A 23,388-nucleotide genomic window follows, 5' to 3' on the forward strand; every position below is an offset into this window, starting at 1 on the left:
CGGACTACTTGTTGTAGGTGTTCTGCTTCTGGTTGGCGTCGATGTCCTTCACGGCCTGGTCGAGCGCCTGCTGCGGGTCGGCGCCGTTCAGGATGTCCTGCGTCGTCTTCGTGAAGGTCGTCGCGATGAACGGGTAGCCGGGCGTGACGGGACGGATCTCGGCGAAGGTCTTGGCGAAGTCGCGGAAGATCTCGTTCTCACCGCCGGCCTCGTAGCCGGGCACGAGTGCCGCGGCACCGTCGGTGGCGGGGATCGTCTGAGCGGCCTCGGCGACCGATGCGACGTACTTGTCCTGCGCGGCGAACGTCAGGTACGCGAGCGCGCCCTCGGTGTCGTTGCAGGTGCTCGACATGCCCCACTGCCAGGACCCTCCGCCGATCTTCGGGCCGTTGCCGAAGTCGACCGACGGGAGGAACAGGGCGTCGTCTCCGAGCTGGTCGCGCACCTTGTCGGCCGCCCAGCTGCCGGAGTAGATGAGGCCCGTCTTGCCGTTGAGGAAGTCGGCTGCCTGGTCGGTGCCGGACTTCGCGGCGATGTACCCGTTGTCGACGAGCCCCTGGAACCAGGTGGCCCACTCGACCGCGTCAGCTCCGTTCAGGACGCCGTCGGCGCTCTCGTACCCGTCGCGGTCGATGAGGTCGCCGCCGAAGCTCTGCAGCATGGGCGAGTAGGCGTAGGGGTACCACTCGCCCACATCGGCCGTCGAGAGGTCGGCCGCGTACTCGAACGTGCCGGATGCATTGATGGCGGCGAGCGCTGCATCGAACTCGTCCTTCGTCCAGGGTTCGTCGACGCTCGGCACGCGGATGCCGTTCGACTCGAGCGTGGTGCGGCTCGTGATCATCGTGAGCGCGACGTCGTAGAACCCGTAGGAGTAGGTCTTGTCCTTGTAGGTGCCGACGGTGGACGGGAGGAACTCGGCGAGCGTGTCGTCGAGGCCGGTCAGTGGCGCCAGGTAGCCCGCCCACGCCCAGTTGGGCACGTTCGGTCCGTCGATGTCGAGGATGCAGGGGAGCTTCTTCGAGGCGGCGGCCGCGGTGACCGACTGGTTGTAGGAGGTCTGTGGGAACGCCTGGACCTCGACCGTGTAGTCGTCCTGGCTGGCGTTGAAGTCGCTGACGACGCCCTCGATCGCCGCGAGTTCGGCGTCGTTGCCGGCGTTGTGCGTCCAGAGGGTGATCGTGCCGTCGCCACCGGAGGACGCGGAGCCCCCCTTGGCGCAGCCGGCGAGCCCGACCGCCATCGTCACTGCCGCGGCCGTGGCGACGACCCTGAATGCTGTCTTCTTCATCGAAGTTCTCCCTGTGCAAGAAGGTTGCTGAATTGATTTAGCAGGACGCTAGCAGACCCGATCTGCGACACGCAAGAACCGTGCTGAATCAATTTAGCAACGGAGTCGATGCGGTAGCGTTGCGCGTCAGGAGGCACGATGAACGACAGACGGCCAACGCTCGCCGATGTAGCCGAGCGCTCCGGCATGTCCAAGACCGCCGTCAGCCTCGTGCTCAACGACCGACCGGGCTCACGGCTCTCCGCGGAAGCCGCCGAGCGCATCCGCACCGCTGCCGCCGAGCTCGGCTACAAACCCAATCCCGCCGCACAGAGTCTCCGTCTGGGGAAGACGCGCTCCATCGGCTTCATCTCCGACGAGGTCACGCTGACGCGATACGCGTCGGGCATGATCAAGGGTGTCCTCGACGCGGCGAAGGAGTTCGACCACACCGTCCTCATCGCCGAGACGCAGGGCGACTTCGCGAGCGTGGAGCCGGCCATCGAGTCGATGCTCGACCGTCGGGTCGACGGACTGGTCGTCGGACTCATGGGCGCCCGCCTGGTCGACCTCCCGACGCCCTCGATGGACATCCCGATGGTGATCGTCAACGGCCGCACACCGTCCGGCCTGCCGAGCATCCTCCCGGACGAGTACGCGGCCGGGCGCGCCGTCGCCGGCGAGCTCCTCGCGGCCGGCCACACCCGTGTCGGCGTCATCGGCCGACTTCCGGAGATCGCGCTGAACCTCCGCCAGAGCGTCACCATCGGTGCACGGTTCGCCGGCATCGACGACGTGTTCCGTGAGGCCGGTGTCGAACCGGTCGTCGCCGAACTCGAGGGTTGGAGTCCGGCGATCGGGCACACCGAGGCCCTGCGGATGCTCGAGTCGCATCCCGAGCTGACCGCGCTGCTCGCGGGCAACGACAACGTCGCCTTCGGCATCTACCAGGCGCTTGGAGAACTGGGGCGCCGCATCCCCGAGGACGTCTCCGTCATCTCCTTCGACGACGAGGAACTCGCCGGCTACCTGCGCCCGGGCCTCACGACGGCGCGCCTCCCGTACGAGGAGATGGCGCGCATCGGCGTCGAGATGGTGCTCGGGCAGCGTGAGCTCACCGACGTGAAGGTCCCCATGCCGGTGATCCGGCGGAACTCACTCAGCGACCGCCGCTGAGTCGCCCGGAATTGCGCGAAATCCAGCGATTTTCGCGCAATACCGGGCGACTCAGGGGGCCGGTCAAGCCGGGAGCCGCCAGGTGGCACGATGACGGCCACGCCGGGCCGCACTAGCCTGAGGGGATGAACGCCCGTCGCACCCTCGATCAGTCCTCCAAGTTGAGGAGCGTCCTCTACGAGATCCGGGGCAAGGCCCTCGTCGAGGCCGTGCGACTCGAGGCCGATGGCCACCGCATCCTGAAGCTCAACACCGGCAACCCGGCCATCTTCGACTTCGAGGCGCCGCACCAGATCGTGCGCGACATGATCGCCGCCCTCCCCCACGCCCACGGCTACAGCGACAGCCGCGGCATCCTCTCCGCCCGCCAGGCCGTCACCTACCGCTACGAGGAGATCGAGGGCTTCCCGCCCGTCGACCCCGAGTGGGTGTTCCTCGGCAACGGCGTCTCCGAGCTCATCACGATGACGATGCAGGCGCTGCTCGACGACGGCGACGAAGTCCTCATCCCGGCCCCCGACTACCCGCTGTGGACGGCGATGACGAGCCTGTCCGGCGGAACCGCCGTGCACTACCGCTGCGACGAGGAGAACGACTGGAACCCCGACATCGAGGACATCCGGTCGAAGATCACGCCCCGCACGAAGGCCATCGTCATCATCAACCCGAACAACCCGACGGGTGCGGTCTACTCACGCGAGATCCTGGAGCAGATCGCCGACGTCGCCCGCGAACACGGCCTCCTGCTCCTCGCCGACGAGATCTACGACCGCATCCTGTACGAGGACGCCGTGCACATCCCGATGGCTTCGGTCGCACCCGACCTGCTGTGCCTCACCTTCAACGGGCTGTCCAAGACCTACCGCGTCGCCGGATACCGCTCCGGCTGGCTCGTGATCACGGGCCCCCGCGACCACGCGCACGGCTTCCTCGAGGGCATCACGCTTCTCGCGTCCACCCGACTGTGCCCGAACGTGCCGGCGCAGCATGCCGTCCAGGCCGCCCTGTCCGGCGTCCAGTCGATCGACGCCCTCATCGCTCCGAACGGCCGTCTGCTCGAGCAGCGCGACGCCACATGGAAGGGCCTCAACTCCATCCCCGGCGTCTCCTGCACGAAACCCATGGGCGCCCTGTACGCGTTCCCCCGGCTCGACCCGGAGGTCCACGAGATCCACGACGACGAGAAACTCGTCTACGACCTGCTGATGGCTGAGCACATCCTGCTCGTGCAGGGCACCGGCTTCAACTGGCCGGACCACGACCACCTGCGCGTCGTCACCCTGCCCGAGGAGCGCGTGCTCACCGACGCGATCGAGCGCATGGGGAACTTCCTGTCCTCCTACAAGCAGTAACCGCTGCCGCGCGGACCCCGTGCGCTACACGCCGAGGTACCGGCCCGGCTTGTGGTTGAAGGCCAGGATGAGGTTCAGCAGCACCGCGCCGACCGCCGAGACCAGCACGTTCAGCGGCGGCACGGCGACGAGCGACACCAGCACGACGATCGTGTCGACGATCATCAGCACGTAACCCGCTCGGATACCGAACCGCTCCTGCAGGATCAGCGCGACGATGTTGAACCCGCCGAGACTCGCCCGGTGCCGGAACAGGATCAGGATGCCGACCCCGCAGAGCACGTTGCCGACGACCGCCGCATAGAGCGGGTCGACGTGCGCGACCGGCAGGAAGATCGCGTGCACGCTGGACAGCGCCGACACGAGCAGGATCGCCACCCCGCTGCGCAGGGCGAAGACCCAGCCCTTCCCGCGGATCGCCAGCAGGAAGAACGGCAGGTTGACCGCGAAGAAGAGGACGGGGAACGGGACGGGCGCGAGGTAGCTGATCAGGAGCGACAGCCCGGCGGTCCCACCCGTCACCGCTGAACCGGCCTTCAACAGGAACAGGCCGAACGACACGACCGTGACGCCGACGAGCAGCCCGAAGACGTCCTCGACGACGCCGTGCGCGAGCGGCGAGCGAACCGCGGCGCCCCGAGTGCTCGTTGGTGTGGTGGTCATTCCGAACACTCTGCGAGATGACGCAGTGATGCGCAAGTGAGCACCTGTGCGCTGGTCTGAATGCTCAACTAAGCTCGCAAACATGAGCAATGTGACACGAGTAGCCGTGATCGACCCGCTGGACGCCCGCATCCTGACAGCGCTCGACGCCGACCCGTCGACGACCGCGCTCGCCCTGGCGCGCACGCTCGGCGTCGCGCGCAACACCGTGCACGCCCGTCTGCGTCGGCTGGAGTCGAACGGAGCGCTCGCCGCACCGAGCCGCCGCGTCGAGCTCTCGGCGCTGGGCTACTCGCTCACGGCGTTCATCGAGATCTCGATCAGTCAGGAATCGGCCGACGACGCCTACGCAGCACTCGAGGCGATCCCTGAGATCGTCGAGGTGCACGCGACCACCGGAGACGCCGATCTGTTCGCCAAGGTCGTCGCCCGTGACACCGCCGACCTGCACCGCATCACCGGGGTCCTGCTCGGCTCGCCCGGCATCGTCCGGACGAGCACCGCCGTCTCGCTCGGCGAGGTCGTCCCGTTCCGCACCTCCAGCCTGCTGGCACAGCTCTCGCGCAGCGCGACCGACTGAAGCGACGACTGGCCGTCGGCGCTCAGTCGTGACCGGCGCTCAGTCGTGGTCGACGCTCAGTCGTGGTCGGCGTCGATCGCGTCGACGGCCTCGCGCATCCGGTCGAGGAACTCCACGATCCCGGCCGCGACCTCGGGTTCGATGCCGGTGGTCGCACCGATCATGCGCGAGTGCATGTCGGTCAGCGTCTTCCGCACCTCGGCGTCGGCGTGCTCCGTGGTCTCGATCACGATCCGGCGTCGGTCCACCGCGCTCGGGTGACGTCGGACATGGCCGGCCTCCTCCAGGCGGTCGAGCATGACGGTCACCGAGGACGTCTTGATGCCGAGGTAGGCGCCGATGTCGGTCGGGCTGACGGCGCGCCCCTGTTGCTTGGCGCGCAGCAGGAAGCGGAGGGCGAGGAGGTCGTTCTCGCCCATGTGCATCTGCTCGCGGGTCCGGCGACGCATGGCGGCCTCCGCAGCGCGGTAGAGCCGCATGGCCTCGAGGATGCGGCGCCCGCGCTCCTGCTCATCCTGGTCGTACCAGTACGCCTGCACCTCGGGTCGCGTAGCCGTCATGGGGAGCAAGCCTAGCCCGTCTCGCTATTCACCCGTCTAGCTTTTAGTGGTTCGAGTGGTGCGCTGTCAAGCATGAGTATTCACGTGCATGGATCACTAGATTGTCTAGCGACAGAGCGAACGAAGGAGATGCGATGACCACCCTGCTTGAGCGCGAGACGCAGATCGTCTGGGCAGAGCTGGACGCGAGCCTCTGGGTCGCATCGACTGGAGGCGAGTACGCCGGCATGGTCGAGTTTCGGGACGGTCGCTTCCTCGCCGCATCCGAGACCGGTCAGCCACTCGGCGAGCACGTGTCGCTGCTCCGAGCCAAGGCGGCCGTCGAGTCCGGCCCGAAGGCCATGGCGCTGCCGGTGCTCTACGTCGCCGGCGTCGCCGCCACCGCACTCATCTCGGCGAGCGCGGTGGCCATCACCGCACTCGCCGTCTTCTGAGCCGTCGGTGAAGCACACGCTCGAGGCGCTGCCCGATGCGATCCTCGCCGAACGGGCGGCCGACGGCGATGCCGCGGCGTTCGAGGTCATCGTCTTCCGTCACGGCTCCCTGATGCGCGCCTACGCCGTCAGGATGCTCGGCGACCGCGCCGAGGCGGAGGACGTGGTGCAGGACGTCCTCATCCAGGCGTGGGGCCAGCTGGATCGACTCAACGACCCGTCGGCGATCCGCTCCTGGCTGATGAGGATGGTCTCGAACCGCGCCATCGACCGGATCCGCCGCCGGCGGGAACACACGGAGATCGAGGACTGGAATGCACCAGCACCCGCCCACCAGTCACCGGAACGCGTCGTCGAGGTGCGCATGCAGATGACTGCACTATCGTCGGTCCTCGACGGCCTGCCGCAGATGCAGCGTGAGAGCTGGATGCTCAAGGAACTCGGCGGGCTCTCGTACCTCGAGATCGCGGAGTCACTGGGCGTGCCGGCCTCCACCGTGCGCGGGCAGCTCGCGCGGGCACGACAGACGATTCTGCGAGAGATGGAGGTGTGGCGATGAACGACGACCCGGAACAGACGCTCGACGGCCTCGGATCCCCCGACCTCGACGGGCACACGATCGACGAGCTCAGCGACTACCTCGACTCCGGGCGCGAACCCCGCGATCCGAGCATCGAGCGCTCCCCCGGCTGCCAACTCGCGCTCGACGCGCTGGCACGTCTGCGGGCGCAGACGTGGTCGATGCTCGAAGCGGAGGCCGCCGACACCTCCGACCGGGATCGCGACTGGATGCGGGCGGTCCTGGCGAACATCTCGCTCGAAGCCCACGCAGGACGCGACATCCCCCTCAGTCACCCCGATCCCGAGGTGCACCTGCGGGTGAGCGAGGGTTCCGTCCGCGCCCTCATCCGCAGTGTGGGCGACGGCATCGGCGGCGTCATCGTCGGTCGGGTCAGCTTGGACGGCGATGTGACGACGCTCGGCGCCCCGGTCACCGTCGCGATCACTGCGTCGGCCGCGTTCGGCACCAATCTCGATCGCCTGGCTCAGCTCATGCGGGATCGCGTCACCGCGCAGCTGGCCCTGCACACCGAACTCAACGTCGTGGCCGTGGACGTCACGATCCTCGACATCCACATGCAGCGCATCGCCCGTCCGGAGGAGTCCTGATGAACGACCTCGAGCTCGCGCAGGACCTCACCGCCCTGGTCGCGGAGACACCGGGTGTGACGGCCGTCTACGCGTCCGGTTCGCCGATCCGAGCGGTGCTGCACGCCGTGGTCGACGCGGTGGGGTCGGCCGGCGACGATGCGGCGAAGGTGGCGGTCACCCGGCATCGCGACGGTTCGCTGACGGTCGACGCGACGATCAGCGTCGACTCCGGCGCACCCGTACCGGCGACGCTGCGGCTCGTCGGCGACGCCGTCCGCGGCCACCTGCTCACCCAGCCGGACAGTGCGCCGGTGCGCGAGATCGACGTGCGCGTCTGCCGGATCGAGGATGCGCTGCGCTGACCGAGTCGGCCCCTGAGCCGCCTCGGCCGGCCCGGTCCCTGCCACCTCGGCTGGCCCGGTCCCTGAGCTTGTCGAAGGGCCTCACCTCTCACCAGTCGGCTGGGCCGGTGCCGCCCGCCTCGTACTCCTCCAGTGGCGTCTCGCCGTCGGCCCAGCGATTGACGACGGGGGTCACGATCCGCCAGCACTGCTCAGCGACGTCACCGCGCACGGACAGCAGCGTGTCCTCCTGCAGCAGTCCGGCGAGCACCTGCCCGTAGGCGTCGAGGGCCGCCGTGCCCGGGCTCGCCTGGAGGGCGATGCGGCGGAGCCCGTCCACGTCCTCCGCTCCCGTGACGACGAGGTCGAGGTCCACGTCACCACCCTTGAGCGACATGCGCAGCACGGTGTCGGCGCCTTCCTCTGGAACCTCGAGCCCGGTCGGGACCTCGGAGCGCTTGAAGTGGACGGCGACCTCGCGACGCGGGTCGCCGATCGCCTTGCCCGAGCGCAACACGAACGGGACGCCCTGCCAGCGCGGGGTGTCGACCTGCAGGAGGACCTGGGCGAGCGTCTCGGTGTCGTGCGAGGCGTCCACGTCTGGTTCGTCGACGTAGGACGGGAAGAGCCGGTCGCCGACGCGCCCCTCCGTGTACCTCGCGCGCCGCGCTGTCGCCGGGTCGTCACGCCAGATCCTGGTCGCACCGAGCACCTCAGCGATCCGGTCGTGCACTGCGGTCGGGGTCACGGCCTCCGGGCGCTCCATCGCCGTGAGGGCGAGGACCATCAGCAGGTGGCTCTGGAGCATGTCGCGGAGCGCACCGGTGCTGTCGTAGAACGCGGCTCGGCCCTCGACCCCGAGCTCCTCGTCGTAGACGATCTCGACCTTCTCGATGTGCTCGGCACTCCAGCCCGCTTCGAGCAGGCGGTTGCCGAACCGGAGCCCGAGCATGCCGAGCACCGTCGCGTTCCCGAGGAAGTGGTCGATGCGCCACAGCCGGTCCTCCGGCACCACCTCGGCGAGCGCCGCGTTGAGCGCTTGGGCGTCGGCGAGGTCGTCGCCGAACGGTTTCTCGATCGCGATGAGGAGGTCGTCGGGCAGTTCGATCTGCGCCAGGGCTTCGGCGACCTTCTGGCCGGCGGACGGCGGGAGCGCGATGTAGAGGATCGGCGAACCCGTGCAGGCGTCGAGCAGGGTTCGGAGGTCGTCGGGGTCGGAGGCGTCGGTGGGGATGAACCGGGCGGTCGACGACACCTCGTGCGCGGTCTTCGCGGACACCTCCGCGGCCTCGAGGCTGCTGCGCACGGTCGCGCGCCACTCCTCGTCGGTCTGCGGCGTGCGCGCTGCACCGATGATCTGCAGCGACAGGTCGCGGGCCGCGTCGACGACCTGTCCGAGCCCTGGCAGCAGCAGCCGCTTCGCGAGGTCGCCGTTGGCACCGAGGATCGCGATGGTGCGTGTCGTCGGCTCGATCGACTCGGCATCGGGGATCCCCGCCTGCGTCTCGGCGTCGGGCTGGGCGGATGGGTTCGACTGGTCGCTCATACCTTCCATCCTGAACGAGCTCCGCCGCAACGGCGTGGGGTTGCGTTCCGGTCGACCTTCGACAAGCTCAGGGACCACCGTGGAGCGTCCGTGGGCGGACGGCGCGTCATCCTCGATGATGACGCGCCGCATCCCGAGCCAGCGCTACATTGATCGCAGGCGACCACGGGTGTCGCGCCACCGGGGGGTCGCATGTCTGCAGGGCCGAAGCCGATACCGCTGTCACGGCCGTATCGAGCGGCGGGAGAGCTCGAGAACCTGGAGCAGGTGCTCGCGTCCGACCACGCCCACGGCGACGGACGGTTCACCGTGCAAGCCACCGAACGCCTCCGCGACATCAGCGGCGCCCCGGACGTGCTGCTGACGACCTCGGGCACCCACGCTCTGGAGATGTCGACGCGGCTCATCGGCGCCGGCCCGGGGGACGAGATCATCCTGCCGAGCTTCACCTTCCCATCGGCCGCCAACGCCATCGTGCTCGCCGGCGCGACGCCGGTGTTCGTCGACATCGACCCGGCGACCGGCAACCTCGATCCGAACAGTGTGCAGGAGGCCATCGGTCCACGCACCCGGGCGATCTCGATCATGCACTACGGCGGCGTTCCGGCCGACGTCACGGCGCTCGAATGCATTGCACGGGATGCGGGGATCCTGATCCTCGAGGACAACGCCCACGGGCTCGGCGTCCAGGGGCAGGGCGTCCGGCTGGGGACCATCGGTGTGACCGCCGCGCAGAGTTTCCACGACACCAAGAACATCCATTGCGGCGAGGGCGGTGCGCTCCTCATCAACGATCCGACGATGCTGCTGTCGGCGGAGATCATGCGGGAGAAGGGCACCAACCGCTCCCAGTACCTGCGCGGCCAGGTGGACAAGTACAGCTGGGCGCAGATCGGATCGAGCTACCTCCCGAGCGAACTGAACGCGGCGGTGCTCACCTGCCAGCTCGCCGAGTTCGACACGATCCAGACGCTCCGACACCGCATCTGGGACCGCTACGCGAGCGAGCTGGCGGCCTGGGCGGACGCTGCGGGCGTTGCGCTCATGGATCCGCCGGGCGGCCTGCACGCCGCCCACCTGTTCTTCCTGCTCCTGCCGAGCCCCGCCCTGCAGCGGGAGTTCCTCGAGCATCTCCACCGCGCCGGCATCGGTGCAGCCTTCCACTACGTCCCCCTGCACACGAGTGCGGCGGGGCAGCTGTACGGTCGCACACCGGTTGCACTCGACCGCAGTGAGCGATTCGCGGAACGCCTCGTCCGGTTGCCACTGTGGCCGTCGATGAGTGACGACGACGTGGATCGGGTGATCGCGGCGGTCACGGCGTTCACCGTTCCGTCCCTGCTCCGCAGCGCGGCGTCACGACGCTGACCCGGCCCGCATGCGCCCGATCAGATCGAGCGCTGCATCGCCGCCTCGAAGCGGTCGACGAACCCCTGACCGGGGTCGGACCAGTCCACTGCGGTGATCGAGGCCGCGATCGTGCGCGAATGCTCGACGGCGTCCGGGCGCTCCACGATCTCGACGAGTCGGCGGGCGATCGCGGCCGGAGCAAGCGGCACGTACTCGATGTGGTCGGTGTCGAGCACGCCCGTCGTGTTCGGGCTGTCGTTGACGACGGGGACGACACCGGCCGCCATGATCTCCAACGGCAGCAGCGACATGTCGGTCAGTGACAGGACGAGCCCGGCGGCGCACCGGTTGTAGACGGCGTTGAGCTCCGAGATGTCCATCGCCGAACGGTTCACGAAGGGGAACCCGGTCTCGTATCCGGCCATGTCCCAGCCGACGAGGTTGATCGTGACGTCCGGGCGCAACCGGTGGAACTCGGTGAGCGCGAGCTCGCCGATCTCCCAACCGCGCCGTGGGGTCGGCGGGCGCGCGTAGAACAGGATCTCCGTGCGCGGTGCGTCGTTGACGTGCGAGTAGTGCTGCTTGTCGACCGAGTAGTCGAAGTGGTCGCAGCTCATGCCGTAGTCGTCGGCGACCTTGCCTGCGAGCCACCGGCCGGCGGAGAACCCGTGGAACCCGAACCGATACGTGTTCTCCGCGAGCACGTACTCGCTGCTCGCCGGGTAGAACCAGGGTTCGAAGTCCTGGACGAAGGAGAACCGCTTCGCCGAGCCCTCGTAACGGAAGGCCGGGTAGGCGGTCTGCCAGTCCGACGACATGACGACGTCCATGCCCGGCGCGATGCCGACCGTCGGGTCGTAACGGCGGATCTCGGCCCGCAGCTCCGGATAGGCGCTGCTCGTCGCCATCATCGCGCGGATGCCCTCGATATCGACAGCCGGCTGCGACGACGCCTGGTAGAGGTAGATCGTGAGCCGATGGCCGGCGCGCTCCAGGAACTCCATGAAGCGGAACGCGTTCTGGTGGCCGCCCGAGGTGCGGCTGGGCGGCGAGATCAGCCAGGCGACGTCGTACGGGCGCTCCGGGAAGGCCACCGCGTTGAAGTGGCGCGGCACCGTCCAGTCGGCGGCGATCGCGTCACTCGGGTAGAGGTCGGTCGGTTTGCGCCGCATCGGGTTGAACCGCCCGTCGGCGAAGTGTGCTGCGCGCCACAGCGTCGACCGGACGCCCTCGCCACGAACCGTCTGCAATCCCCGCCCGATGATCCCCACGGTCAGGAGTATAGGGCCTGCGCTCGCGTGCTGAGTCGCCCGAATCGGCACGAAATCGTCGCGATTCCGCGCCTCTTCGGGCGACTCAGCGGGCGCTGCCTACTTGTCGTTGGCGGCGAGCCAGGCGAACGACTCGGCGACGCCGGCGAAGATCTCGCCGCTGTAGCCGTCGAACTCGACCACGCGGGTGGCGTGCGGTGCCGCGGCGAGGATGGCCGGGATGTCGACCTGGCCCTGGCCCGCCGGCTGCTGGTTCGCGAACGCCTGAGCGAGTGCGTCCGGCACGACGAGGGCGCTCTCGCTGCTCGGGAGGGCGGTTGCGATATCGCCGGAGATGATCCCGTCCTTGATGTGCAGGAACTGCACGCGGTCGCCGAGCGACTTCAGGAAGGCGGGCGTGTCGGCGCCACCGACGGTCGACCAGAAGGTGTCGATCTCCAGGACGACCTCGGGCGACAGCTGCTCGACGAACAGTTCGAAGATGGGGCGTCCGTCGACACGGGTCGAGAACTCCCAGTTGTGGTTGTGGTACCCGAACTTCAGGCCGCTGGCCGCTGCCTGGACGGCGAGCTCGTTGACGCGCTCGGCGAGGCGCGCGGCGTCGTCGGCGGTCTGCCAGCGGTCGGTCGGGATGAACGGGTCGATGACCGTGCCGATGCCGAGCCGCGATGCCGCGTCGAAGGCGATGGCCGGGTCAGCGGCGTCGATGACGGGTGCGTGGCCTGACGGCGCAGTGACGCCGGCGGCGGCGAACGCGGCCTCGAACTCAGCGGCGCGCTCGACGAACGCGTACGGCTCGACCTTGGTGAAGCCGATCTCCGCGATCCGGGCGACAGCGCCCTGGAGGTCTTCGGCGACCGCGTCGCGGACGGTGTACAGCTGCACGGATGGGGACGAGGTCATGGGTACTCCTTCGTAGCTTCGGGCGGGCACCGACGGGCGGCACGCCTCAGAACCACGAGGCGGACCGCTTCTGTCGACGAATCGACAAAAGTACCCACCGCGAGTGTATCGACTCCACCTGGACGGGGCATCAGTCGCCGACGTCCCTCTCGCACGGAGCAGTCACGAGCTCCGCATCGATCGCGCCTAGCTGGCCTCCTGCTTGAGCGACTTCTTCACGGCGCGCTCGGTCAGCACCGTCACGTAGTCCTGGATCGGACGCTTCGCGAGCTCCGAGACCTCGGTACGGACCAGCTCCGCGACATGACCGGGATCCGCGTCAGGGAACTTCGTGGTCATCTTCTCCGTGACCTGACGGATGATCTCTTCGTGGTCGATGTCGGTAGCCATGTGCCCAGTATCCAGGGCGCCGCATTTGCCCGGGCTGGGAATCCGCCCCCGTTGGTCAGACGTTCACCGAGCAGTCATCCCGCACTGAGTCGCCCGGATCTGCGCCGGAATCCCGACATTCCGCGCAGTTCCGGGCGACTCAGCGATTCAACGGCTCGCGACGGGCGACGAGGAGCACACCGGCGAGCAGTGCCAGCACCGCGATCAGGAGCGACACGGACCCGGCGAAGCCGGTTGCGGCCAAGCCATCGGACCCACGATCAGCCGTCACCGGTGCACCCGGTTCGTCGACCGATGCCCCCGGACCCGTCGTGCCGGCGGTCACCTCGAGCGCCGCTGTCGCACGACGCTCAGACGACGCGCCGAGGACCTCGATCGTGTGCGCACCGCTCGGCGTCGCGACGGGAATGACGACCACGGCGGCCACCGAGCCGTCCTCGCCCGCCGTGACCGTCGCGAGCACGACGGGATCGGAGAACAGGGTGACCGTCACGTCCTCCCCCGCGACGAAGCCCGTGCCGGCGATCGCCAACGAACCACCGGCGGTGACGGCCGAGGCGCCGAGGACCACCCGGGGTTCGACCCCCGGCTCAGGATCGACGGGCGCCTCGGTGACCGTGATCGTGACCGCCTGCTCGTCGCTCGTGTTCCCGGCCAGGTCGGTCGCACGGTAACGCAGCTCGTGCGCCCCCGGTTCGGTGATCACGAGTCCCGCGCTCGGCACCTGCTCCCAGCCGTCTGCGGAGTCCGACCGGACCTCGACCACACCGGGCCCGGAACCGGCGTCGGCCTGCTCGAACCGCACCGTCGCCGCACCGTCGGCCGGTGCCACCGGATCACGAACCGGCTCCACCGTCGGTGCCGTCGTGTCGATCCGCACGGTCGCCGTCGCGATCTCCGAGACGTTCCCCGCAGTGTCGATCGCGCGAGCTGCCACCTCGTGGACGGCGTCCGCGTCGAGCAGGAGCGACGCCGTCGTCGGATCGTATCCGTCCACCTCCGCGGCGGACGTCCATGGCCCGTCACCACGGCGCAGCTCCACAGCCGGCGCCTCGTCCACGTCGTCCGTCGCACGGACCGCGAGACGGACGGACTCGCGGTACCACCCGGCGAGGCCGGTGGGCTCGGCAGGAGTCGCGACGACGGCGACCGTCGGCACGGTCGTGTCGGGCACCTCGGTCGGCGCAGGGGCGTTCGCCGTGATCTCGAGGATGCCGGACGAGCCTCCCTGTTCAGCAGCTCCCCAGGCCTGCATGACGACCCGGATCGCGGTGGTCGTCACGGGCGCGAAGCCGACGGAGTTCGCGGTGTCGCGGTCGCGTGTGTACGCGTCCGTCGTGTCCACCGGCACCCAATCGCCGTCCGCACCGAGGGCCTCGACGACCCAGCTGCGCGGCGGGATGACCCCGACGTTCGCCTCATCCGCCGAGTCGGCGAAGAACCGCACCGACGCCGCGTCGAGCGTGACCTCGCGGTCCCAGGTGAGCTGCACCCACTGCTCCCCCACCACGGGCCAGGTCCCCCACGAGGCGCCGGTGTCGCTGCCGTCGTTGACGGAACCGACGGTCGTCCACGGCGAGGAGTGCGACGCGGTGGCCGTGGCGAACGGTGCGATGTTGCCCACGAGTGGTGCGTTCGCCGAGCGCGGCACGCTCACCGACCGGACGGCCGACACGTTGCCCGCTGCGTCGCTCGCCCGCAGGTACACGTCGTGCGCCTCGTCGTCGAAGTCGATCGGCGCGGTGACCGGCTCCCAGTCGTCCTGCCCGTCCACCGCGGCCTCGAGGGAGGCGACCCCGGCGGCGACGGCAGGATCGCCCGGATCAGTGGCCGTCGCGGTCACCGTGCGGGTGTCGGGGTCGAACGCCGCATCGACGGTCGGTACTCCGGAGTCGATGCGGAGCGCCGTGTCCCACACCTCGGAGACGTTGCCGGCAGCATCGGTCGCCCGGATCGACAGCGTGTGTGCTCCGTCGCCGCTCACGAGCTGCGTCGCCGTCCGCTGGCCGGTCACGGCGGACCAGTCGCCGCCGTCGAGCCGGAACTCGACCGTGGGCGTCGGGTCGAGCGCGTCGAGGGCGGTGGCCCGCACCGAGACGTCGCCGAGGAACCAGTCGCCGATGCCGTCGATCCCGACGGTCTCCACATCGAGCGTCGGCGCCTCCGTGTCCTCCGCCGCCGAGCCGTCGATGACGGTGACGACCGCCTCGACCCGCCCCGCCGCATAGCCTTCAGCGGTGCCGAGGACGGTGAACGATCCAGGTGCTGCGACCTGCTCGCCGGGAATCGCGTCCCAGTGCACGGTCGCCCTGGTCGAGGTACCGGCCCCGTCGTCGAGCAGCACGGTCTCCGGCAGGATCGGCAGCGTGCCGGTGATGGTCGACACGGCGACCGGTCGGTAGGCGGTGGACGGGGCTGCGAGCACGCGCCACTCCTCAACGGCGAGCGCCGAGTACGCGGGCGGTGTGGCACCGTTCGGTGCGGCGTTCAACACGGCGCGCAGGCGGGTGGTGGTGACCGGTGAGAAGGTCACCGTGTGCTCGGTGGTCGTGGAGGTCGGGTAACCGCTCGGATCGGCGACGTCCACCCACGCGCCGGACTGCCAGGACTGCAGCTTCCAGCTCGACGGGTCGGAGACCCCGTTGCCGGTGCCGGGTGCGACGTCGCGGTAGAACTTGATCGACGCGCTGTCGATGCGCACCGGGCGCTCCCAGTCGTACTGGATCCACTGCTGTGCGGGACGGTCGGCCGACCAACTGCCCCACATGTCCGGCGGCAAGGGGTTCGGTCGGATGGTCTCGTCGTTGAGCGCATCGATCCAGTACTGCGTGGGGATCGGTTGGTTGGAGGCGGAGGCGGTTGCCCACGGGGCGACGTTCCGGCGCGGCGTGAGGTCGGGGCCGCGCTCGGGCGTCGTGACGACCTGCTTCATCGTCGGTGGGACGGTCGTGTCGTCCCACTCGACCGTGTCGATCGCGACGGAGCGGCGGAAGTGGTTCCCGCCCACCGCATCGGCCGTGTGGTACGCGATGTACCACTCGCCCTGGAACTCGGTGATCGCCGGGTGGCTCGTCGTCGAGGACACCGGCGCCAGGATCCTGCCGCGCTGCGTCCACGGGCCGAACGGCGAATCGGACGTCGAGTACGCGATGCACGCGTGGTAGTTCGCCGGCGTGCAGGTGGAGTCCGGTCCGGCGTTGTTCGCCGCGTATGCGAGGTAGTAGGTCGTGCCGCGTTTGAACAGCCAGGCCGCTTCGAAGAAGCCGTTCACTCCCGAGGAGATCGTGCGGACCCCACCCGTGAGCGTCACCATGTCGGCCGCGATCTCGACGGCGCGCAGCTGCCCGAAACTGCCCCAGTAGAGGAAGACGCGGCCGTCGTCGTCGACGAACACCGTCGGGTCGATGTTGTGGATGGTGTTGCCGAGGATGGCCTGCGAGATGATCGGGCCGCCCACCGCATCGGTCCAGGGTCCGAGCGGGTCGTCGGACACGGCGACGCCGATGCCGAACTTGTCCTCCGACGTGCTCGCCGCCTCGTGCACGGGCACGTACCAGTAGAAGCGGCCGTCGGCCCCCTCGACCACCTGGCCGGCGTAGGCCCGACCGGGTGTCGCCCAGTCGAAGACGACCTCGGGCCGCATGAGCGAGGGGTGGTGCTCCCAGCTGCCGCTCGCGGGATCGGTGGTGGAGAACGCCTGCCACTCGTTCATGATGAAGTCGTTCGTGGTGGGCCCGGCCTCGTCGCGGCCGGCGTAGATGTAGAGCTCGTCATCGACGACGAGGGTGGCCGGGTCGGCCGAGTACACCGATCCGTCGCCGATGATGGGGTTCTCCGTGGCGGCACCTGCGGGCGCGCCGGCGACCACGGTGAGCAGTGAGGCGACGACGGCTGTCGCCGCGGTGAGGGCGCCGAGGCGCAGCGGGCGTGGCACAGGATCTCCTTCGATCGGTGTGTGACGGTGGAGCGGCCCTTCGACAGGCTCAGGAACCGGGATGAGCCGGTCCCCGAGCCTGTCGAGGGGGATCATCAGACCAGCGGTCCGGTGGGTCCGCGCTCGAGCGGGGTGCGACCGGCCCGGTGACGGGCGATCAGCACCGCTGCTGCTCCGAGGAGCACGGCGAGGGCGGCGAGGCGGCCGATGGTGCCGGCCTCCTCCGAGACACCCGTCGACGCGATCGCGTCGGGGCTGCTGGCACCAGGCGTGACGACCGTCACCTGCGCCGTCACCTCACCGCCCGGCAGCACCAGGGCGAGCGTGTGCACGCCGGCCGTGATCGTGTACGGGACGGTGAAGACGCCGTTCGCCGTGCCGTCCGCGGCGACCGTGAGCGTCCCGAGTGTCACCGGCGTCGACCGCAGCTCGACGCGGAACACCGCACCGGGCTGAGCCCCCGTCAGCGACACGGGCAGCGCACCACCGGGTGCGACACTCGTCACACCGAGGCGGAGGACCTCGTCGCCGGTCAACGCACCGCTCGGCTCGGTCGGGCCGGTGGTCGGACCCGGGTCGGTCGGCGTCGGCGAGGGCGACGGCTCCGGGCCGACAGGCTTCGCCGGCACCTCGAGGGAGGCGACCTCCGAGACGTTCCCGGCGACATCCGTCGTGCGGGCCGTCACCGTCGTCGCGGCGTCGCCGACACCGATGGCGTCGGTGTACGTCGTCCACGGGCCGTCGCCGATCCGGACCTCCGTGAAGGAGATGCCGGAGTGCTCGTCCTCGGCCGTCACCTGCACGGTGCGGGTGCCGGCATCGAAGACGGGCGCGGCCGTCGGCACGGTCGCGTCGCGACGCACCTCCACCACGACGGGCTCCGAGACGTTGCCGGCGGCGTCAGCGGCACGGAAGGCGACCGACTGCACGCCGTCCTCCGTGACCACGACCGGGGCGGCGTACGCCGACCACTCGCCGTCGCCGACTCGCACCTCGAGGTCCACGACCAGGTCGCGGTCGTCGACGGCGGTGGCCGAGACGCTCACGTCCTCCGTGAACCATCCCGAGGCCGGCTGCTGCGGCGTGACCGCGGTGGTCACGACCGGTGCGACCGTGTCGACGATCGGCTCGTCGGCCGCCTCGAAGACCTGCCACTCCTTGATGCCGAGGCTGCCCTTGCCGCTCTCCGTGCCCGTGGCTTCGAGCACCAGTCGCAGCTTCGTGGTCGTCACCGGGGTGAATGCGACGCTGTTGAAGGCGTCGACGTCCGTCTCGTAGGCACCGAGCGCTTCGACGTCGACCCAGGCGCCGCTGCCGTCGCCGGCCTCCGCGTCCCAGTACTGCGCCTTCCACGACTTCGGTACCGCGATGCCCAGACCAGCGTCGTCGAGGTTCGAGACGAAGTACGCCCCGGTCTCGCCCACGGTGACGGGTTCCGCCCAGTCGTACTGCACCCACTGCCCGCCGATCTCCGGCCAGGCACCCCAGACGTTGGCGTTGTCGTTCGGTGTCACATCACCCGACGAGGTCGGAGCGACGTCGTCGTTCAGGCCGTCGACCGTGTTCCATGCCGCCGTGTAGGAGGCGGTGGGGACGGCACCGAGTGCGACGTTGCGGCGGAGCTGCCCGTCGCTCTTCGGGACCACGACGCTCGTCTCGGTGGAGACGTTGCCAGCGGTGTCCGTCGCGCGGAGGTGGACGGTGGTCTCCTCCAGGCCGACGAGGATCGCGGTGCCGTAGGCGGTCCAGTCCAGGGCGTCGCCGATCCGGTACTCGATGGTCGCGACACCGGACCCGGCGTCGGTCGCGGTCGCCTTGACCGTGCGGGCCGCTGCGTCGGTGACCGGGGTCACCTGCGGGGCGGTCTGGTCGATGCGGACGCTCACGTCCGAGACGCCCGAGCGGTTGCCCGTCGTGTCGGTCGAGCGAGCGCCCACCGTGTGGACACCGTCCGTCGTCACCGCGATCGGTGCCGTGTAGGGCACCCAGGCGGCGCCGTCCACCTGCACCTCGATGCCGGGCGACGGGTCGCGGTCGTCGGTTGCGGTGACGGTGACGCTCGCGGCTCCGGTGTGCCAGCCGGAAGCCGGAGCCGCCGGGTCGACGGAGATCGTCACCACGGGCGCGGTGTCGTCCTCCTCACCGCCGCCGGCGCCGACGGTCACCGTCGCGGTGGCCTCCTTCACGCCGGGCAGCACCGAGTCGACGGTACCGGCGACCTCGAACACGCCCTCTGCGGCGTAGTCGGCCGGGTCGACGGTCGCCCACGAGACCGGGAGGTCCTCTCGGGAGCCGTCGTTGTAGAGCACTCCGAGCGACGACGGCAGCACCGGGGCGACGCCGGCCGCGGTGGTCACCGCGACGGGGTCGACGGCATTGATCTGCCCGGGAGCGGTCGCCCGCACCCACACGGTCGCCTTCGCTGGGACTGCGGATCCGGTCACGAGGCCGATCACCTCGAAGCTGCCCTCACCCGCGACCTGCTCGGGTGCGACCGAGGCCCACGAGACCGGGAGGTCGGCGTGGGAGCCGTCGGCGAACGCCGCGTCGACGGTCGTCGGCAGCGCCGGCAGGGTGCCGACGGTGGTGCGCACGTCGATCGGTTCGATCGAGGTGGGTGCGACCGCGAAGACCTGCCACTCGCTCACCGCGACGCCCGCGTACGGGTCGCCTCCGGTGCCGGGACCGGCTGCGCTCAGCACGAGGCGGAGTTTGGTCGTCGTCACGGCGTCGAAGCCCACGGCGTTCGGCGCGTCGCGCAGCACCCCGTAGGCGGAGGCCCCGGTGACGTCGGCCCATGCGGTCCCCGTCCAGTACTGCGCCTTCCATCCCTTGGGGATGTTGACGCCGGCACCCGACGACGGGTTGGTCTGGTCGGCCCAGAACGACACCTCGACCGAGTCGACACGCACGGGGCTCGTCCAGTCGTACTGCAGCCAGCGCGTCGCCGGGCGGTTGCCCGACCACGTGCCCCAGATGTCGGCCTGCGAACCGCCACTGTGGAGGACGGTGCCGTCGTTGACGGCGTTCACGTTGTTCCAGCCGGCGGTGTACTCGGCACTCGGGGTCGCCTCGCGGGCCACGTTCTGCCCACCCGCCGAGACCGTGCCCTGCAGGACGAGGTCCTTCGTGCTCGTGAGCTCGCCGTCGGTCGCGGTCAGACGCAGCGTGTACTGCCCCTCGGCCGTGAAGCTCGCCGTCGTCGACGCCGCGTTCGCATCGCCGAAGATCACGAGGCCGTCCGTCGGCGCACTGACCACGCTCCAGCTGGAGCTCACCTCGCCGAGCGGCAGACCGTCGTCCTTGACCTCGCCGACGAGGGCGAGCGAGCCACCGGCGGAGTTCGCCGGGTCGACCCATGCGTTCACCGACGGCGCCTGGTTCGTGGAGGCAGGAGCCTCCACCCCCGTTGCGGACAGCTGGAACTCCTTGACGCCCGTCTTGAAGCCTGCGGCGTGGTTCACCGTCAGCCGGACGGCGTCGCCCGAGACCTCCGGGAACTGCACGTGGTTGTAGTTCGCCCGCGGATACACGGGACCGCGCGCCTGGGCCGGGATCGCCGTCCAGGTGTCGCCGTTGCGGACCTCCAACGAATAGGTCGCCGGTTCGGAGTACCCCTGCACCGTCGCCGTGGACGAGGAGTTGTAGAAGTACACCCGCGCGTCGTCGAAGGTCTTCGTGCCGCCGAGCTCGACGACGAGGGAGTCCTTCGCGTTGGGCGAACCCGCCGTACCCCAGAAGGGCTCGTTGGCCGTCGTCCCGTCGACCGCAGCCGTCGCGGGGCGCGCGTTCGCGGAGAAGCTCGCGCTCACCTCGGCACCCTGCGCGACGTTGGCGGAGCCGGCGCTCGCCGGGCTGACGTCGGCGCCGGCCTTGGCGAACAGGTCGACGACCCGGTCACCGGCGGCGAAGGTCACGTCCTGCGGAGCTGTGGCCGGAGCGGTCGTCGCGGAGAGGACCTCGACGTCGTCTGCCACCTCGACCGCACCCGTCGCGGGGTCGTAGACGACCTTGCTCAGGGAGTCGATCGTGAAGGCCAGCTGGCCGTCGAGGAAGACGGAGTAGCCCTCGGGGACGCTGTCGCCGTAGTGGCGCTCACCACCCGGTGCGTCCCACGTGATCGTCAGGTCGTGGTCGCGGAACGCGATGTTGTTCGCGGTGAAGTGGTCCCAGTCGATGTCGATCGGGTCGAGCTCGATCTTCGCGTCGCTCCGTGGACGCAGACCCATGGTGTCCTCGATCATCGTGAAGTTCGTCGCACCGAGGATGGTGTGGTGGATCCAGGAGCGGTACCCGATGTTCTGCGGGTCGGCGTCGCCATCGGACCAGAACTCGTTCTGGTCGGGCAGTCGGTTGTCTCCACCGTTCTGGTAGTGCGACCACGCGTTCCAGTAGAGGAGCTTCTTGTACCACTCGGCGTCGATCGACTCCGTCGGGTAGTCGCGCAGCACGCTCCCGAGCATGCGGAAGGTCACCGTGGAATTGATGACCGAGAAGTTGTTGCTGCCGGGTCCGCCGTAGTCCGCCTGATCGGCCTGGTTCGCCGTGTAGAAGGGGAAGATCGGGTACTGGGCGTCGTCGGCGAAGAGGTCGAGCGCCTTCACGTAGTCGTCGTCGTAGTCGGCGTCTCCCGGCTTCGGCATGAGACCGACCGTAAAGGGGTAGAAGTTGTTGATCTCCTTCCACTTCGCCAGCTTGCCGTCGCTCGTGAACCGGTGCTTCAGCACCTTCGCGTCGGCGTCCCAGAGGAGCTCGACCACCTTGTCCTTGATGCCCTGGGCGAACTCGTCCATCTCCACGGCCTTGGCCTCGTCGCCGGCCGTCCGGTAGGCCTCGGCTGCGGCGAGCGCGTTCGAGTAGAGGTAGGCGTTCTCGGTGCGGTCCATGGACGCACCGGGCCGCTCGTGGAACGACACCGCGTCGGCGTCGTTGCCGGTCATCGCACCCCAGTTGTAGTCGATGAGGCCGCTGTCGTCGGTGTCGTAGGCGTCGAGCAGACCCTTGACGTCGTCCTCGGCGTACTTCGCGAGGTTCTCGGCGATCGCCGTCGGTCCGCCGTGCAGCTGGTACGAACGCCAGGCCGCCTCGGAGATGTACTGCGTGTAGCTGTTCGACCAGTTGGCCGGGTCGCCGGGGTTGTCGACGAACTTGTAGCTCTTCGACGTCTCACCGGCGGACACCCACGGACCGTAGGAGTAGATGGGGTTGCGGAAGTACTTGAGGTCGTCGATGAACATGCCCGTGGTGAGCACGATCGCGTTGTTGTAGCCGAGCACACCCTCCATCGAGGTCGGGAACTGGTAGTCGTTGCCCGGGATGTCGGCGTCGAGGAAGTTGAACCGCATCAGCCACCAGCGGTAGTACAGCGTCTTGTCGATGTTGTCCTCTGGCGTGTCCAGGTAGGGCACGTTGTCGGCCCACCACTGGTTGTACGCGGTGACCTGAGCCGTGTAGGCGGCGTCCGGCGCGAGGCTGCGGACGGTGTCGTACTCGGTGCGTGAGGTGGCGATCTCCTCGGTGACGAAACCGAGCTGGACCTTGGTGGAGACGGAGCCGCCGGCGGGGACGGCGAGGCTCGCGGTGATCGCGCCACCCTCGGGCGCGAAACCGTCCCCGGAGAGGCGCGGGAAGATGGTCGTGAGTTTGTTGGCGGCGGTGACGACGCCCGTGAGCTCGTCGCCCTCGACCGTGGTCGTATAGGCGCTCGTGGCGGTGAGCTTCACGGTGTGGGCGCCGCTCGTGCTGCGGACCTCGAGGCCGGTGACGGCGACGTTGGCGTCGGTGATGTACTTCGTCTGCACGATCTCGATGCCGGTGGCCGCGTGGCGGTGCACGCTCTGCCAGTAGCTCGGGGTCTGGACGCGACGGTCGGTCACCTCGGTGAGGGGAACGTCGGTCCCGTCCACGTTCGCGGTGATCGTGTACGCGGCCTTGCCGTCGATGGCCTCCCAGTAGGCGACCTGGCCGCCGAAGCCGAGCTTGGACGGGTCGTGCTCCTTCATGAACACGGCGCGACCACGGCTGAAGAGCCACTGGTTGTTGTCACCGAAGCTGCCGGCGGTGCCGCTGCGCTGCAGCATGCGGTCCATCCAGAAGTCGGGGCCGCCGAGGGCTCCGGCTCCGGCCGCGACGTCCGCGTCGAAGATGGCCTGGAGCTGGTTGCCGGTCGTGTAGCCGGTGCCGGTCGCGGGGACCGGGGTGTCGCTGCCCGAGAAGCTCGGGTAGCCGATGTCGGCGTTCGCCGCCTGCGCTGGGGCCGTGAGGAAGGTCGTGCCGATGACGGCGAGCGCGGCTGTCGCCGCGATTCCGCCGCGCCATCTGCGCGCCCCTCGTCCGGGGGTGGGTTTCTGTGTTCTGACCACGCTGTCTGATTCCCTCTCGTCGATGAGTGGACACTCTCGGGGAGGTTATCGGGAGACTCACAGCAACCGCAACCCTTTTCGGAAGTTTCGGGATCGACCGGCTC

At 69.3% G+C, this 23,388-nt stretch carries 17 protein-coding genes; 8 read left to right on the forward strand and 9 right to left on the reverse strand.

Features of this window, described 5'->3' with window-relative positions; all coding sequences use genetic code 11:
* Nucleotides 1–4 precede the first annotated feature (4 nt).
* Entirely contained in the window at nt 5–1,291 is a 1,287-nt protein-coding gene (locus KXS11_RS10770; RefSeq protein WP_437385578.1) for an extracellular solute-binding protein, read from the reverse strand.
* A gap of 138 nt (nt 1,292–1,429) precedes the next feature.
* Between KXS11_RS10770 and KXS11_RS10775 the strand changes: the two genes are divergently transcribed.
* Nucleotides 1,430–2,446: a LacI family DNA-binding transcriptional regulator gene (locus KXS11_RS10775; RefSeq protein WP_437385579.1), complete on the forward strand. Its 1,017-nt coding sequence runs from the start codon at nt 1,430–1,432 to the stop codon at nt 2,444–2,446.
* Nucleotides 2,447–2,571: 125 nt separating this feature from the next.
* A complete protein-coding gene (locus KXS11_RS10780; protein WP_437385580.1) occupies nt 2,572–3,798 on the forward strand; it encodes a pyridoxal phosphate-dependent aminotransferase in 1,227 nt (408 codons plus the stop codon).
* Between the two features lie 24 nt (nt 3,799–3,822).
* Here KXS11_RS10780 and KXS11_RS10785 read toward each other — a convergent pair whose 3' ends face one another.
* Nucleotides 3,823–4,461 (reverse strand): YitT family protein, encoded by a 639-nt coding sequence (locus KXS11_RS10785; protein ID WP_437385581.1) that lies wholly within the window; start codon nt 4,459–4,461, stop codon nt 3,823–3,825.
* 82 nt (nt 4,462–4,543) lie between these two features.
* Between KXS11_RS10785 and KXS11_RS10790 the strand changes: the two genes are divergently transcribed.
* Nucleotides 4,544–5,041 (forward strand): Lrp/AsnC family transcriptional regulator, encoded by a 498-nt coding sequence (locus tag KXS11_RS10790; protein ID WP_437385582.1) that lies wholly within the window; start codon nt 4,544–4,546, stop codon nt 5,039–5,041.
* Nucleotides 5,042–5,097: 56 nt separating this feature from the next.
* On the opposite strand, the gene KXS11_RS10795 is transcribed toward KXS11_RS10790, so the two are convergent.
* Nucleotides 5,098–5,601, reverse strand: a complete 504-nt coding sequence (locus KXS11_RS10795; RefSeq protein WP_437385583.1) for a MarR family winged helix-turn-helix transcriptional regulator — start codon at nt 5,599–5,601, stop codon at nt 5,098–5,100.
* A 134-nt stretch (nt 5,602–5,735) separates the two neighbouring features.
* Here KXS11_RS10795 and KXS11_RS10800 point away from each other — a divergent pair, with 134 nt between their 5' ends.
* From KXS11_RS10800 to KXS11_RS10815, 4 genes are read left to right on the forward strand one after another with little or no spacing between them, the layout of a single operon-like run.
* Nucleotides 5,736–6,035 carry a hypothetical protein gene (locus tag KXS11_RS10800; RefSeq protein ID WP_437385584.1) on the forward strand — a complete coding sequence of 100 codons (300 nt, stop codon included), beginning with the start codon at nt 5,736–5,738 and terminating at the stop codon, nt 6,033–6,035.
* 7 nt (nt 6,036–6,042) lie between these two features.
* On the forward strand, nt 6,043–6,594 hold the full coding sequence (locus tag KXS11_RS10805; protein ID WP_437385585.1) for an RNA polymerase sigma factor: 552 nt from the start codon (nt 6,043–6,045) through the stop codon (nt 6,592–6,594).
* Entirely contained in the window at nt 6,591–7,205 is a 615-nt protein-coding gene (locus KXS11_RS10810; protein ID WP_437385586.1) for a hypothetical protein, read from the forward strand. The genes KXS11_RS10805 and KXS11_RS10810 overlap by 4 nt, the downstream gene beginning before the upstream one ends.
* Nucleotides 7,205–7,549 (forward strand): hypothetical protein, encoded by a 345-nt coding sequence (locus KXS11_RS10815; protein WP_437385587.1) that lies wholly within the window; start codon nt 7,205–7,207, stop codon nt 7,547–7,549. Before KXS11_RS10810 ends, KXS11_RS10815 begins: the two co-directional genes overlap by 1 nt.
* Nucleotides 7,550–7,637: 88 nt before the next feature.
* Here the strand turns inward: KXS11_RS10815 and KXS11_RS10820 are convergent, their stop codons facing one another.
* Nucleotides 7,638–9,074 (reverse strand): glucose-6-phosphate dehydrogenase, encoded by a 1,437-nt coding sequence (locus KXS11_RS10820; RefSeq protein ID WP_437385588.1) that lies wholly within the window; start codon nt 9,072–9,074, stop codon nt 7,638–7,640.
* A 192-nt stretch (nt 9,075–9,266) separates the two neighbouring features.
* Here KXS11_RS10820 and rffA point away from each other — a divergent pair, with 192 nt between their 5' ends.
* Nucleotides 9,267–10,442, forward strand: a complete 1,176-nt coding sequence (gene rffA, locus KXS11_RS10825) for a dTDP-4-amino-4,6-dideoxygalactose transaminase (protein ID WP_437385589.1) — start codon at nt 9,267–9,269, stop codon at nt 10,440–10,442.
* A 20-nt stretch (nt 10,443–10,462) separates the two neighbouring features.
* Here the strand turns inward: rffA and KXS11_RS10830 are convergent, their stop codons facing one another.
* From KXS11_RS10830 to KXS11_RS10850, 5 genes are all read right to left on the reverse strand, one after another.
* On the reverse strand, nt 10,463–11,695 hold the full coding sequence (locus KXS11_RS10830; protein ID WP_437385590.1) for a rhamnosyltransferase WsaF family glycosyltransferase: 1,233 nt from the start codon (nt 11,693–11,695) through the stop codon (nt 10,463–10,465).
* 99 nt (nt 11,696–11,794) lie between these two features.
* Nucleotides 11,795–12,598, reverse strand: a complete 804-nt coding sequence (locus tag KXS11_RS10835; RefSeq protein ID WP_437385591.1) for a sugar phosphate isomerase/epimerase family protein — start codon at nt 12,596–12,598, stop codon at nt 11,795–11,797.
* Between the two features lie 186 nt (nt 12,599–12,784).
* Complete coding sequence (locus tag KXS11_RS10840; protein WP_437385592.1) at nt 12,785–12,988, reverse strand: three-helix bundle dimerization domain-containing protein; 204 nt, start codon at nt 12,986–12,988, stop codon at nt 12,785–12,787.
* Between the two features lie 139 nt (nt 12,989–13,127).
* On the reverse strand, nt 13,128–16,922 hold the full coding sequence (locus KXS11_RS10845; protein WP_437385593.1) for an OmpL47-type beta-barrel domain-containing protein: 3,795 nt from the start codon (nt 16,920–16,922) through the stop codon (nt 13,128–13,130).
* A gap of 95 nt (nt 16,923–17,017) precedes the next feature.
* A complete protein-coding gene (locus KXS11_RS10850; RefSeq protein WP_437385594.1) occupies nt 17,018–23,284 on the reverse strand; it encodes an OmpL47-type beta-barrel domain-containing protein in 6,267 nt (2,088 codons plus the stop codon).
* Nucleotides 23,285–23,388: the final 104 nt, after the last annotated feature.

Origin of the sequence: Plantibacter flavus (genome assembly GCF_051487245.1) — a bacterium.
Lineage (GTDB): Bacteria > Actinomycetota > Actinomycetes > Actinomycetales > Microbacteriaceae > Plantibacter > Plantibacter flavus_B.